This window comes from Bacteroidia bacterium, from assembly GCA_033391075.1.
In the GTDB taxonomy this organism is placed as follows: domain Bacteria; phylum Bacteroidota; class Bacteroidia; order J057; family J057; genus JAWPMV01.
Map to the genome: position 1 here is coordinate 190740 of JAWPMV010000005.1, position 13941 is coordinate 204680.

Here is a 13941-nt window from a genome sequence, read left to right on the forward strand (position 1 = left end):
AAATACTAGTTTTGGGCATGGAGAAAAAATATTTCATTCAAAAGGCTCCTTTTGTAGTTCCAACCACGGATGGGAAACTGATAGAAGAACATCATGGAAAGGCGACAACTGGAAATTCTCAAATAAGTATCGCTCATATGGTCGCTCCTCCAGGATGGAACGAACCTTTCCAAACCCCTGAATTTGATGAATACACCTACATCATCAGAGGTAAAAAGCAATTCATTATAGAAGGAGAAACCCTCATTTTGGAAGCGGGACAATCTATTAAAATTGAGAAAAACACACGAATCCAGTATTCCAATCCATTTGATCAGGAATGCGAATACCTGGCCGTTTGTTTACCTGCATTTTCTATGGATTTGGTACACCGAGAAGAGGAGTAAATGAGTATTCTCCTGATCTGTAATCATAAAGATCCCGCTCCCTGGGCAGAAGCTTTACAAAAACAGCTCCCCTCAGAACGGATAGAAATCTATCCAGAGATAGAGGATGCGAGTTCTGTAGAATTTATTCTTTCTTGGAAAGCGGAAGCAGGGATATTCGATCAATTCCCAAACCTCAGAGCTGTCCAATCATTGGGCGCATCAGTCAGTCACATTCTGGATCATCAGGACTTAGCTCCCCAAATTCAAATAGCACGAATTGTAGATGAGCGGCTTTCACAGGATATGTGGGAATATGTTCTGGCGGTAGTAATGGCTCACCTGAAAAGACTGGATAGGTATCAGGAATTAGAAAAGGAGAAAAAATGGCATCCCCTCCCCTACAAGAGCATCAGAGATATTCACATCTCATTTTTAGGATTGGGAAAAATTGGAGCCTTTGTAGCAGATAAATTTTCCCACTTGGGATTCAAGGTCTCAGGCTGGTCTAGGACTAAAAAGGAACTCGAAGGAATCAAGACTTTCGAAGGCGAGAAAGGCCTGATCCAAATGCTAGAGAGATCTGATATACTCGTCAATCTATTGCCCCACACAGCTGAAACTCAAGCTCTGATAAACGAAGCCTTTTTAGAACGCTTGCCCAAAGGTGCCTATCTGATAAACGCAGGAAGAGGAGAGACATTGGTTGAAGAGGATTTGCTGAAAGTACTGGATAAGGGACTTCTTTCCGCTGCCTACCTGGACGTTTTTCAGCAAGAACCTTTAGCAATAGATCATCCCTTCTGGCAACATCCCAAGATTAGAATCAGTCCACATATTGCCAGTATCACAAATATCGAATCTGCAAGCCAGCAAATCGTTCAGAATTATCGGCGATTAAAATCGGGAGAAGCTTTACTACATAGTGTTTCACCTCAAAATGGATATTGATGCCTCGAAAGACCTTTCCTACTTCCTACTGGACTTTCTTTTGCAATCCTCGTATTTGGGAAATAGACCATCATTTGGCTTCGAATCCCAAAGAAGGGAATTATCGGATTTCCCCCTATCAAAAATCATGGTTTGAAGTCGGGCAATTGGGAGTTATTCGAGTGGGCGTAGATCATAGAAACCGGAAGGAGCTGGCAGGAAAACCCAAAGTAAAGCCAGGGGTTTATGCAATTATTGAAGTAATATCAGGACCCTTTATCGCCCTTTCGGATCATCCCGAATTTTACCTAAACAATCACGCCAAAGCCAGTATCGCTTCTCCTCGTATTCGTTATCGAATGCTCAAAAATCTACTTAAGAAGCCCCTGCTCTTCTCTGATTTACAAGAAGACGAACTCATACAGGAAGATCCCTATCTCGTAAAAGGTTTTCAGGGCGCTTCTATGCCCTTGCATCCCTTGAGTTTCAGAAGGATTCTTGAGTTGGCAGATGTAGGCGAAATGGAAATGTAATTACATTAATACGTAATTATTCAAGTTTTGAAGGAGAAATAGGCTGAAAGCAGATTTTTCCCTAATTTCTATGTACCATTTTGTCTAACTCAACTACTACTATATATGAAATCCTCAAAGAAGGTAAATCGCAGGAAATTTATCAAAACCACAGCTGCAGGGGCAGCGAGTTTTAGTATTATTCCCAGTCATGTCCTGGCAGGTTCGGGGAAAATTGCTCCTTCCGATCGTATCCATGTGGCAAATATTGGCTGTGGGACACAAGGGCTTCGAGAGATGTCTGACATTCTAGAAAATGAGAAAGTTCAATTGACCGCCGTTTGCGATCCCAACAAGTTTTCGGAGAATTATCTGGACTGGTCACCTGCTGGCCTAAAAGCCGGAATCAGAAAAACCCTGGGGGACAAAAGCTGGGGAGAGAATTTCAAAGGAATTGCTGGTGGAAGAGATGTTGCCAAAGATTATGTAGATAAGTATTATCAAAAAAACAGTCCCAATCCCGGCAAAAAATATAAAGGCTGTACAGCATATGAAGACTTTAGGGAATTGCTGGAAAAAGAAAAGGATCTGGATGCAATCAAGATCATGACTCCTGATCATTTGCATGCGACCATTGCACTTGCAGCCCTTGATGCAGGCAAACATGTGATCACACATAAACCTATAGCCAATCGACTGAAAGAAGCTCGTCTGGTTTTTGATAAAGTCCGGGAAACCAAGCTAAAAACTCATTTGATGGCCTGGGATGAAAAGTATGAATATGGATTGATCCGCCAATGGTTGAAAGATGGAGTTATTGGTGAATTAAAAGAGATTCACAATTGGTCGGTAAGACCTGTTTGGCCTCAATTTCCGAAAGCCCCTGAAGGCGATATGCCTATCCCTAAAGATTTCAATTGGGATCTATGGTTAGGACCGGTTCCCCATCGCCCTTACCACAAGGACTGGACCCATAATGTCTTCCGAGGATGGTTTGACTTTGGAGGCGGGAGTTTTGCAGATATGGGACATTATAGCCTTTTCCCTTTGTTCCAACAGCTTGACATACGCAAGCCGGCCATCAGTGCTAAAGCCTATGGAAATGCCCAGACAACTTCTGTAAATGGTGTCTGCCGAAGGATCAATAATAAATCTGCTTATCCCCTGGCTTGCATGTTCAAATTGCGCATGCCCGAGCAGGAATGGTTACCCTCCTTTGATTTGTTCTGGTATGATGGAGGGATGAAGCCTTTTGAGTCAGATGAGCTGGAAGCGGAAGGAGTTAGTTTTGATAGAGAGGGCTTGATGTTTGTGGGGACCAAAGGAACGATACTCGCTGGATTTGAAGGAGCCAATCCCCGTATTTTATCCAAAGCCAATTCTGATGCGTACAGCGGCAAGAAGAAAATTGAAAAGTACCAATCAGAAAGACGTTCGGATACATGGGCTCGCGCTATCATCAGTGGCAATGAATCCCCCGGAAGTTTTCTGGAAGCAGAGTGCATCACCGAAACCATCAATTTGGCTACTGTCGCACTCCGGGTCGGAAAGAAAGTGGAGTATGATTCAGCAAATATGAAAATCACCAATAGCAATCTGGCAAACAAATACCTCACAAGAGAGTATCGCGAGGGTTGGGAATTGGGGTGATAAGGATATAAGAGGATATATAGGATATATAGGATATATAGAACACCATGGGGCAGCTCATGAGCTGCCCCTACCATTACATAATTTGAAAACACAATGAAACACAACAGAAAGCACATTCGTTGGCGAAGCTGGGACTATTCTTCATGCGGAGCCTATTTTGTCACAATCTGTACAGAGAAGAGAGAAAGGTACTTTGGTGAAATAAAGACCGGTCTGCTAAATTTAGACCTTGAAGATCCATTATCTTACCTAAATGCTAAGCTGATTGCTGTAAAAGCTTTCGAATTCTGGAAAGAAATTCCTCTACATTACAAATTTGTGCAAGCGGATTGTCTAGTAATTATGCCAGACCACATCCATGGTATTTTATATTTAGATCTTCCCTATAAAACTGAATGGAAATCCAATTCATTTGGGCCTCAAAGAAAAAATTTGCCTGACATAATTAGAGCTTATAAAGGAGCTGTTACTAAATGGGCAAATGAAAATCTTCATGCATTTAAATGGCAAAGAAGTTACTATGATCGTGTAATCCGTAATGAAGAAGAATACCACAGGATCAAGAGTTATATTTCTGAAAATCCTAACCGATGGTGTAAGGGCAGCTCATGAGCTGCCCCATATAAGTTACCATAGGCAAAAAGCCCCAATCAATGATTTAGGCTTTTTGTTTAATCTTTCTTCGCCGGCGTATTATAAGGTGGCACCTTTATTACTGGTGTAGGATTTCTATCCAGCATTTTCAATACTTCCTGTACAGCTCGTTCCAATTGCGGATCACGGTCTTCAGATAGGGCTTTGGCATCTTGCCTAACAGCTATATCTGGAGCGATGCCTTCATTTTCACCGATAAACTTCTTATTGATCGGGTCAAATACTGCATTATCAGGAGAAGTCAGGGCTCCTCCATCCACAAGCGCATAATGTACTGAGGATTTCACCAAACCTCCCCAGGTGGTTGCACCGATCAGGGGACCGGCTTGTTGCTGGCGGAATACCCAGGGGAAGAAGTCTCCACCGGATCCGGCCATTTCATTTACCAAAAGTACTTTTGGCCCCAGGATACCTGCGGGTAAACGGAAAGGCTTTCCATTGGGAACTTCATTGGTGATACCTGCACGCAAAGAACGAGTCATCAAGTCAACCATATAGTCATCCAGAAGTCCTCCTCCATTGAAACGCTCATCTATTACAGCCCCTTCTTTATCCTGCTGGGCAAAGAAATAACGGTTGAAAGATACAAATCCGGGACCTCCGGTATTTGGCACCCAGATATATGCGAGGCGACCCCCAGAGAGTTCGTCTACCCTCCTACGATTATCTTCTACCCAGGCACGCTGACGGAGGGCATTTTCATTTCTGATCGGCTCTACCGTCTCTTTCCACGAACCTTCAAATTCAGGCTTATCATTGAGGTGTAAAACAGTCTGATTACCTGCTGTACCATCCAATAATTCGAAGGGATCCATCGCAGTTGTTAATTCCTTGCCATTTACTCCAACCAGGAAGTTTCCTTCTTTCACTTTCATCCCCGGACGATCCAGAGGACTGGAAAGATTGGGGTTCCAGCTTTCGGTGGTAAATATTCGGCTAATCTTCCATCTTCCTTTCTCTGCTTCGAAATCTGCTCCCAACATACCTACTTCAGAACGATCCACATCAGGGAAATCTCCCCCAAATACAAAACTATGTCCTACAGAGAGTTCTCCATTGACCTGATCCAGGATGTAACTCAGATCCGAACGGTGGCGAATATGTTCTACCAATGGTGCATATCTTTCATAGACCTTATTCCAATCTCTACCATGCATATTAGGATCATAGAAATAATCCCTTTCATAGCGCCAGGCCTCCTCAAACATTTGCTTCCATTCTTCTGGTCTTTTCAATTTCATTTTCAATTTAACAGAAACCGGCTTGGCTCCTTTTCCACTAGGACCCGCAGCTGATGCAATTTTCCAGGAAGGTCCGGATTGAATCAGGATTTTCTTATGGTCTGCAGATACGGTGAACTGACGTACCCTGGAGCTAAATTCTTTGGCTTTGCGATCCTTTAAGGTGAATTTATGCAAAGTAGCTCCTGGAGTTCCTTGCTTGAACTCTGCAATGAATACACTTCCGGCTGGTCCACTTTCCATTGCGCGATAATTGGCCACTGGAATTGGCATCGCTATAGTTCGGCGGTCTAATCGATCATAATCGATTTTTAGTCCTTCATCTTTCTTTTCCTTTTTTTCCTCCGCTTTATCTTCTTTCTTTTTATCGCCTTCCTTCTCTTCTTTCATTTCTTCTCCTTCTTTTTTCTCTTCCTTGACTTCCTCTTCATCACTTCTTGGGATAAAAGGAGAGTCCTGATCGTCTGCAAGCACAATCACATAGGCCGCATAGCGGGGACGAGCCTGCATAGCACTGGTATTTGCCCAACCAGAACCCAAAGCCAAATCAGTACTTGCGAGAAAGTAGAAATGCTTTTTATCCTGATCCCAGGCTGGAGAAAAGGAATCTGCAAACTTATTTGTCAGGGCCTTATTTGTATTCGTTTCGCTATCCCAAACAATGATTTGGCGGAAGTTGTTGCTTCCTGATTTTACATAGGCCAATTTCTTTGAATCGGGTGCCCAACTTAAAGCAGTACGTCCTCTATCCAGATTATTTCCTCCGACATCTACGGTTTTTACACTACCGCTTTCCAATTCCAGTACACGAATTCTCACATCATCATCGACAAACGCGATATGTTTGCCATCCGGTGACCAAGTTGGATTCCAGGCCAGTTTAGACTCCCCGATTGGAATTTTCCTGGAAGGCTTGGACAAACCATCCTGGTCCGCCAAATAGAGGGCGTATCCTTCTCCATCTGAATCGGAGAACCAGGCAATTTTATCCCCCTTTGGAGACCAAAGTGGATTTCTATCAGCGGCATCTGAACTTTGGGTAATATTTCGGGAATCTCCATGCTCAATAGGTACGGTAAAAATCTCACCGCGAGCCTCCATCAGTGCCCGTTTTCCAGTTGGTGAAAGAGACACAGATCTCGAACGGCGACTAACATCTTCCCATTTGGGTTCAGCCCAGGGGAAATCACCACTTACGGTAATACTAAGCTGGGTCGCTGCTCCACTTTCTTTATCCAGCATATGTAAGTAACCGCCTTGCTCGATAATCATTTTTCCACCTCCATATGCGAGCCATTTCACATCCGTCTCCTTGAACTTGCTGAGCTGACGGACTTCTTTGTTTTTGGTATTGTAGGCCCAGACATTCATGGTCCAGTCTCTGTCGGACAAAAAATAGATTTCATCGTCTACCCAAACAGGCTGAATATCTGTAGTCTTTTCATTAGGTAATAAAGTCTCTGCATTTGATTTGAGATCCAATAAGATCAGGGGAGTATTTTGCCCCCCTCTATAGGCTCTCCATTCAACATCCCAACGACTCATTTTATCTACGATCATTTTGCGACCATTTGGAGAATAAGAACCATCAAATCCCCATTGGGCCGTGACTCTTTCAGAAGGTCCTCCCTCCGTAGATACTGTCCAGAGACGATTGAAAGAAGAAGGTGCACTTTCACGACTTGAAGCATAAAGTACGCCTTTCCCATCCGGCGTCCATCCTCTTACGGAGGCGGAAGAAGGATGCCAGGTCAATCTTTCAGGTATACCTCCTTCAATGGAAACAATATATACTGCATTAGGACCAGAGCGATTGGAACTAAAAGCGATCCATTTTCCATCCGGGGAAAGGTAAGGATTGCTTTCAACAGCAGGGGTACTGGTAATTCGTTTTACATTTTGACCATCGAGATCCGATAGCCAGATATCCGCTCCATATACAAAAGCGATATGATCGGAACTCAAGCTGGGTTGGCGCAACAATCGCGTGCCCTGGGCTATGCTAAAGCTATTGAGAAGCAGGCATGCCATGAGGCTGAGTAGAGTGTTTCTAAAAAACATGGGTTTTATTAATCGGTGATTGAATTTAGCTGATCCTATGTCCAGGATACAGATAATATGATAAATTAGGGAAGATTCAGATAAAGGCTTTAATACTCGAAAAAATATTCTGCCAACATTCTGATTGTATCTATCAAAATCTTTACTCCAATCTACTGCGGCATGAACCGATCTATTTACCTTCTCCTACTTCTTATATTTTTAGGGTCCTGTCAGGAGAAAACAAAGGAAAAGAAAAGCTCAGGACCGAATTTCCTCTTCTGCCTGGCAGATGACTGGAGTTACCCTCATGCCGGAATTTATGGGGATAAAATCGTTAAGACCCCCAACTTTGACCGCATAGCACGAGAAGACTATCTATTCATGAACGCCTTTACGGCCTCTCCTTCCTGTTCCCCCTCCCGGGCAGCAATTCTGAGTGGTCAGGAAATGTGGCGACTGGAAGAAGGGAGTTTACTCTTTGGGGCTCTCTCTAAAAAGATTCCTGTCTATACGCATTTGCTTAAAGACAAAGGATATGAAATTGCTCATACCGGTAAAGGATATGGACCAGCTGATCTGAAACGGGGAGGCTGGGATGAGAATCCGGCCGGTACCGCATTTCAAGCCATAGAAAAAGAAGTTCCTGAGGGAATTCGCAGTACGGATTATGCTGCCAATTTCGAAGCATTTATGGAATCAAGAGATCCCAACAAAGCCTTTTGCTTTTGGTATGGTGCTTCAGAACCACACAGGAGGTATGAATATGGAATAGGAGCAAAAAATGGATATGACTTAGACCAAATAAAAGTACCGGGATTTTTGCCAGATGCAGAAGAAACCAGAAATGATGTTGCTGATTACTACTATGAGGTAGAATGGTTTGACAATCATTTAGGCAAAATGATCGCCTATTTAGAAGAGAAAGGCTTGCTGGAGAATACGGTTATTGTTGTTACTTCCGATAATGGGATGCCTTTCCCCCGGGCGAAATCTACCCTCTACAATTATGGTACACATATGCCTTTGGCCATACGCTGGGGGAAAAGCGCAGAAAAAGGAAAAATTATTCAGAATCCCGTTTCACTCAGTGATGTTGCCCCGACCTTTCTTGATTTGGCTCAGGTCCCGATACCAGAGGAAATGACAGGACAGAGCCTTGCTCCTCTCCTGATAGGGGAAGCAGATGAAGCTCCCAGAAGTTATGTAGTAAGCGGACTTGAACGTCATACCATTGCCCGTCCGGAAAACAAAGGGTATCCCATGCGTTCCATTCACACTCGGGATCTTAGCTATGTCTATAATTTTGAGCCTGAAAGATGGCCAGTTGGAGCTCCGGATTTTGATGCCTGGCCTCAAGGATTTTATGGAGATGTAGATGGGGGCGCTTCAAAAACCCTTTTTATGGAAAAGCCTGATAAATGGAAAGAGTTATTTGAACTTTCATTTGGGAAAAGGCCTGTCGAGGAGCTTTTCTTTAGAAAAGATGATCCCTTTCAATTACGTAATCTGGCAGATTTAGAGGAACACACTGCTCTTAAGAAAGACCTTCAAAAACAGTTATTTGACTATCTGCAAAAAACCCGCGATCCACGCATGAAAGGACTCTCTCCCTGGGATGCTTATCCCTTTGCAGGAGGAGATGAATGGGAAAAGTAAGCTAAATACTATATGGCAGATATCCTTCTTGATTTAAATCTCAAAACCGATAAAAAAGGCGAGGATCATCTCCTCGCCTTTTTTATTTAATCGCCTACTTTTTCGAAGCGTAGATTGTCTACTCGCCCACCTCCAACTAGGAAGGATAGCAATTCATTCTTCTTACCAAATACAAATTCGATTTTCCCCATCCACCAGGCACTGCTTGAAAAGGTATGAGGCCCGTTTTGTGTCAATTTGATATTTCCATGTCGATGGTGAGAGGCAATAAGTCCCTCTTCTGTATAGCGGATCTTGTAAAAAGTATCCAGTTCAGAGGAATAAAAGTTCCCTTCGTAGATGCCCAGCTTTGCCTCACTCACTTCATAATTTATATACGGAATAGCATCCAGCTCTGTCTTACCGTCCAACATATCGATTTTTTCGATTTCACCTTTTTTTAGCTTATACATTAATCTTAAACCCGGATCTTCTTCAGCTAAAAAGCTATCGTCCCCCAAATGGATCAAGTGGAATTTTTCCCCACTCCATTCCAAGAGGGCAAATAACTTATCTTCTTCTGCTTTTACCGTGAAATTGATCCCATATTGAGTGAGTACAAAACGGCCCTGGTATTTTTCCAGCTCTTTTGAAGAAATAGGAACTGCTTCTATCGGCTTTTCTTCTTTCTTCTCTTCTTTGACAAAATGCTCGCCTAGAAATATATCTGAAATCTGATTGGCTTTTAAGGAAGGATTAAAGGAAGCCAAATTGCTCAGAACCACCAACCCAAAATCATGTTCCGGATACCAACGAACCGTCGAACGAAATCCTGCATCTGCTCCCCCATGACCGGCCCAACTTAATCCTTTATATTCATTTACACTTTGGCCCAAACCATAATTGATCTCATCTCCATTGTTGAGGATACCTTTTGTTCTCATTTTCACGATAAAGCTTTTACCCAAAGTAGGCTTGAGCATATTATTCATCCATTTACCCATATCCTCTACCGTAGTAAATAAACTCGTAGCTCCATCATTGGAATAGCTGAGTACAGATTTTTTGTAAAACAGACCGTCCGGACGATAAGAATATGCCCTGCGGGGAACAATCCGCTCATGATCGTCATGCACGTGGGTATCCTTCATCCCCAACGGCTTGAAGATTCTGTCTTTAGCAAATTGGCGGAAACTTTTGCCAGAGATTTTCTCCACCAAACGAGCCAAAATAGAATAGCCGCTATTAGAGTATCTGTATTGGGAACCCGGTTCGAAATTGAGTTCGCGCTGCCCTTCTATCAAACGCATGATTTGCTCTTTGGTAATGACATCATCCAGGCGCCAACCTGCTAATGCCAGCAATTGCCACTGATCCCGATATCCACTGGTATGATGCATGAGCTGTCGAATGGTGATGGTTTTCCCGAAATCTGGAATTTCAGGCATGTGTTTCCTGATATCATCTTCGATACTGAGTTTTCCTTCTTCCTCCAGCAAAAGAACCGCGAAATTGGTGAACTGCTTGGAAATCGAGGCCACATGAAAAATGCTGTTCGGTTTGATGGGGATATCATACTCAAGATTTGACATACCGTATCCTTGCGTATAGATAAGCTTGCCGTCTTTGTAGATACCTAAGGCTGCTCCAGGTGAATTAGGTTTGGCCCAGGGGGTAAAAAGGCTGTCAACACTCTTGAGTTCCTCTTCAAAGCTTTCCTGAGCATAAAGAGGATGAATGATAAAGAGGATAAGTAAGAAGAAGTAGGGTTTCATTTCGCTTCCGTTTTTAGGGATAATTAGTAAAAATTTGGGTAGTGCCTCCATAGAAACACTACCCATTTTATGTTTTATCAGTAGAGAAACTGACCCTATTATTACAATCAATTTCTATATTTTCAAAAGCTTATTTAGAATAAGCCCGATTATACTTTACTCCTTCAAACATCATTTTAGCAATGATTTCCCGCATGATCTCGGAAGTGCCGCCAACAATGGATGCTGCCCTTGCATCTCTGTACACCTGAGCTATTGGAAATTCTTCCATATATCCATAGCCACCAAACATTTGCAGGCATTCATCTACCAACTTCTTATGAAGTTCTGCAGATAACAATTTGGCCATCGAACATTCTTTCACCGCAAACTCCCCATTTTCCAAAAGCCAGGCCGTATGATAAACCAATTGACGAGTTGCCTCTAGTTCTGAAGCAATATCTGCCAATCGATGTCTGAGGGCCTGAAATTTTGAGATGGGCTTCCCAAAGGCTTCTCTTTCAGACATATATTGCTGGGTAAGTTCGAGTGTGCCATCCATCAAGCCAATAGAATTCATGGCTAATACCAGACGCTCCATCTGCAAACTCTCAGAAAGGAAGTAGAAACCCTGCCCCTCTTCTCCTAATAGATTCTCTTTGGGAACTTTTACATCCTGGAAAAATACCTCCGCTGTATCTGAGGAATGCCACCCAATTTTTTCAAGTTTATTTCTGCTTACCCCTTCAGCATCCAAGTCGACAATCAATAAGGAAATTCCCTTGGCGGTATCTGCGACCAGGGTCATAAAGTCGGCATAATAGCCATTGGTAATAAAGATTTTGGAGCCATTTACGAGGTAATGATCTCCTTTGTCTTCTGCAAAAGTTTTGAGGCCTTTTACATTGGAACCTACAGCCGGCTCACTCATTCCCAAAGCTGCTACCATATCTCCAGCAATAGCAGGTGCGAGATACTTTTCCTTTTGAAAAGAATTACCTGCATGAGCAATATGATTGGTAGCCATATAGACATGCACGGCTACTGAGATGGCAAAACCTGTATTCAGGCTTCTTGAAAGTTCTTCATTAAATACTACCTGATAGAACATATCGGCATCCAGGCCGCCATATTCTTCCTCATGACAGATGCCGAGATAACCCATCTCGCCCATCTTTTTCCATGCCCAGCGAGGTATGGCATTTTCTTTTTCCCATTCAGCAAAATAGGGTTGAAATTCTGTTTGAATAAAAGCCCTGAGGCTGTCCCTAAATAACTGGTGTTCTTCGTTGAAATAAGGTGATTTCATAGGAGAAAGGTGTATTGACTTATTGTGAGGGCAAAATTAGTATTTATTGAGGACTTAACCAATATAATCGAGAGAGTATTAAATTATTAACAGCTCCTTTTCTCCAGAGAATTTGATCGCATCCTGAAATACTTATTCTACTTAGTATGTACGAAAAGTTCAAGCTTTGTTCTGTCTACTTCTATACATTGGCGCAGACTTAAAATTAAGGAGCTGAATTTTCATAGTGGAATAAGAAACTCATGCCTTCAGAATCCTCCCCGGTTTTCATTTCTCTCACTTCCTTGATAATATTGCAAAAAACATTTCATGAGCCGACTCATCCTGATCCGACACGCCCAAGCCTCCCTGCTTTCTGACAATTATGATCAGCTCTCCGATCTTGGCCATGAGCAATCACAGGTATTGGGAAATTATCTGGCGGAGTCGAATTTCGAATTTGATGCCATCTATACCGGCCCTTTACACAGACATTGGCAAACCCTGACTCATGTGAAGGATGCTTTTCATACCAAAGGAAAAGCCTGGCAGGATCCTACAGAATTACACGAACTAAAAGAGCATCAGGCTCCGGAAACCCTTCGAACGCTCCTACCCCAATTGGTCGAACGATATCCACAAGTGAGGAAATGGCATGAAGAAGCTCAAGTTACGCCCCAGTTAGCACGCAAAACCTATCTTCGGATTTTTCACCTTTTTATAGAAGAATGGGCCAAAGGGAAAGTAGCAGATATTCAACCGGATCATCTGGAGGACTGGGCAACTTTTAGGAGCGAGGTGAGCAAGGGAGTACAAAAAATTCTGGAAGGAAATGGCAGAGGAAAAACGGTTGTAGCCTTTACTTCGGGGGGTACCATTTCAGCGGTATTGGGTCATGCCTTGAAGATGCCCTATGAAGAACAGATCATAGAACTAAATGGTAAAGTCAAAAATACTTCCATCACAGAGTTCCTATTTACTCCTGAGAAATTTAGCCTGCAGAACTTCAATACGGTTCCTCATTTACGCGAACCGAGATTAGTTACTTTTGTATAGACTGCTGTTATTTCCTAAAATTGAAGTACCTTATTAGCAAATAGCTTATATAGCTATACATGATCTATCCCTTAACAATCCTTCCCATGAAAAGTATACTCCTATATGGAATAATTAGCGGGCTCGCTTTCGCACTCTGTATGTCGGCATTTGATCATTTTGTAGATAATAATTTCAATTATGTAAAGTCTATTGTCTACTTCCTCATATTTGGAACTAGCATGGGCCTTACACAATATTATATGTCTAAAAAAAGAGAGAATTAATAGGCAAGTATTTCTAACTCCTTGAGTTGGGGCATAGCAGGACCCCACAAATAATTATTTCTTTTTCGCAATTCTTAACCGAGGTCAATGACTGGCTTTGGGAGCCCAGCTATCTTTGTTCTATTAAACAAATACAAAAGAACTAATAGATCATGAAAAGTCTAAGTATAGGCCTGGGCATAGCCCTAAGCCTACTCATCCTCCTCTTAACCACCAGTATCCTGCTTCAAAATCCAGAGCAGAAGAAATACCAGCAAACCCTAAAGGCTTTTGAAGAGCAAACAGGGATTCAATCAGAAACAGAATTATTAAGTCAATTTCCTCAATTAGAAGCACTCAAAAAGCAAATTGGGAAACTGGAACGCATGAATGGAAAGGTCCAGAATCAAATGAAAGACCCTATGCCCATGTCATCTGAAGAGTCCTGGAAGCTTAAGGAACAGATTCAATCCATTCAGCTGCTGAGACGAGATATCAATTCTATGGTAAAGATAGTCTCTTCTACTTTGCCTAATATTTCTCCATACGCAAGAAATTGATCCTT

At 42.5% G+C, this 13941-nt stretch carries 11 protein-coding genes; 8 read left to right on the top strand and 3 right to left on the bottom strand.

The features are described 5' to 3' along the window. Positions 1 to 17: 17 nt before the first annotated feature. The 5 genes from R8P61_36365 to R8P61_36385 all read left to right on the top strand — a co-directional run bounded on the left by R8P61_36365 (position 18) and on the right by R8P61_36385 (position 4072). Complete coding sequence (locus tag R8P61_36365; GenBank protein MDW3652609.1) at positions 18 to 386, top strand: cupin domain-containing protein; 369 nt, start codon at positions 18 to 20, stop codon at positions 384 to 386. Further along, positions 387 to 1316, top strand: a complete 930-nt coding sequence (locus tag R8P61_36370; GenBank protein ID MDW3652610.1) for a glyoxylate/hydroxypyruvate reductase A — start codon at positions 387 to 389, stop codon at positions 1314 to 1316. Further along, a complete protein-coding gene (locus R8P61_36375; protein MDW3652611.1) occupies positions 1316 to 1828 on the top strand; it encodes a hypothetical protein in 513 nt (170 codons plus the stop codon). The genes R8P61_36370 and R8P61_36375 overlap by 1 nt, the downstream gene beginning before the upstream one ends. A gap of 105 nt (positions 1829 to 1933) precedes the next feature. Further along, entirely contained in the window at positions 1934 to 3457 is a 1524-nt protein-coding gene (locus R8P61_36380; protein MDW3652612.1) for a Gfo/Idh/MocA family oxidoreductase, read from the top strand. A 96-nt stretch (positions 3458 to 3553) separates the two neighbouring features. After that, positions 3554 to 4072: a transposase gene (locus R8P61_36385; GenBank protein ID MDW3652613.1), complete on the top strand. Its 519-nt coding sequence runs from the start codon at positions 3554 to 3556 to the stop codon at positions 4070 to 4072. Between the two features lie 59 nt (positions 4073 to 4131). Here the strand turns inward: R8P61_36385 and R8P61_36390 are convergent, their stop codons facing one another. Then, positions 4132 to 7416, bottom strand: a complete 3285-nt coding sequence (locus tag R8P61_36390; protein ID MDW3652614.1) for a PDZ domain-containing protein — start codon at positions 7414 to 7416, stop codon at positions 4132 to 4134. 162 nt (positions 7417 to 7578) lie between these two features. Here R8P61_36390 and R8P61_36395 point away from each other — a divergent pair, with 162 nt between their 5' ends. After that, positions 7579 to 9054, top strand: a complete 1476-nt coding sequence (locus R8P61_36395; protein MDW3652615.1) for a sulfatase — start codon at positions 7579 to 7581, stop codon at positions 9052 to 9054. Positions 9055 to 9140: 86 nt separating this feature from the next. On the opposite strand, the gene R8P61_36400 is transcribed toward R8P61_36395, so the two are convergent. Both R8P61_36400 and R8P61_36405 read right to left on the bottom strand, forming a co-directional pair. Continuing rightward, the gene (locus R8P61_36400; GenBank protein ID MDW3652616.1) at positions 9141 to 10808 is read right to left on the bottom strand and encodes a serine hydrolase; all 1668 of its coding nucleotides are present in this window, start codon (positions 10806 to 10808) and stop codon (positions 9141 to 9143) included. A gap of 130 nt (positions 10809 to 10938) precedes the next feature. After that, positions 10939 to 12096 (bottom strand): acyl-CoA dehydrogenase family protein, encoded by a 1158-nt coding sequence (locus R8P61_36405; GenBank protein MDW3652617.1) that lies wholly within the window; start codon positions 12094 to 12096, stop codon positions 10939 to 10941. A gap of 309 nt (positions 12097 to 12405) precedes the next feature. Between R8P61_36405 and R8P61_36410 the strand changes: the two genes are divergently transcribed. Continuing rightward, a complete protein-coding gene (locus R8P61_36410; GenBank protein MDW3652618.1) occupies positions 12406 to 13131 on the top strand; it encodes a histidine phosphatase family protein in 726 nt (241 codons plus the stop codon). A 418-nt stretch (positions 13132 to 13549) separates the two neighbouring features. Beyond that, complete coding sequence (locus R8P61_36415) at positions 13550 to 13936, top strand: hypothetical protein (GenBank protein MDW3652619.1); 387 nt, start codon at positions 13550 to 13552, stop codon at positions 13934 to 13936. The last annotated feature ends 5 nt before the right edge of the window (positions 13937 to 13941 follow it).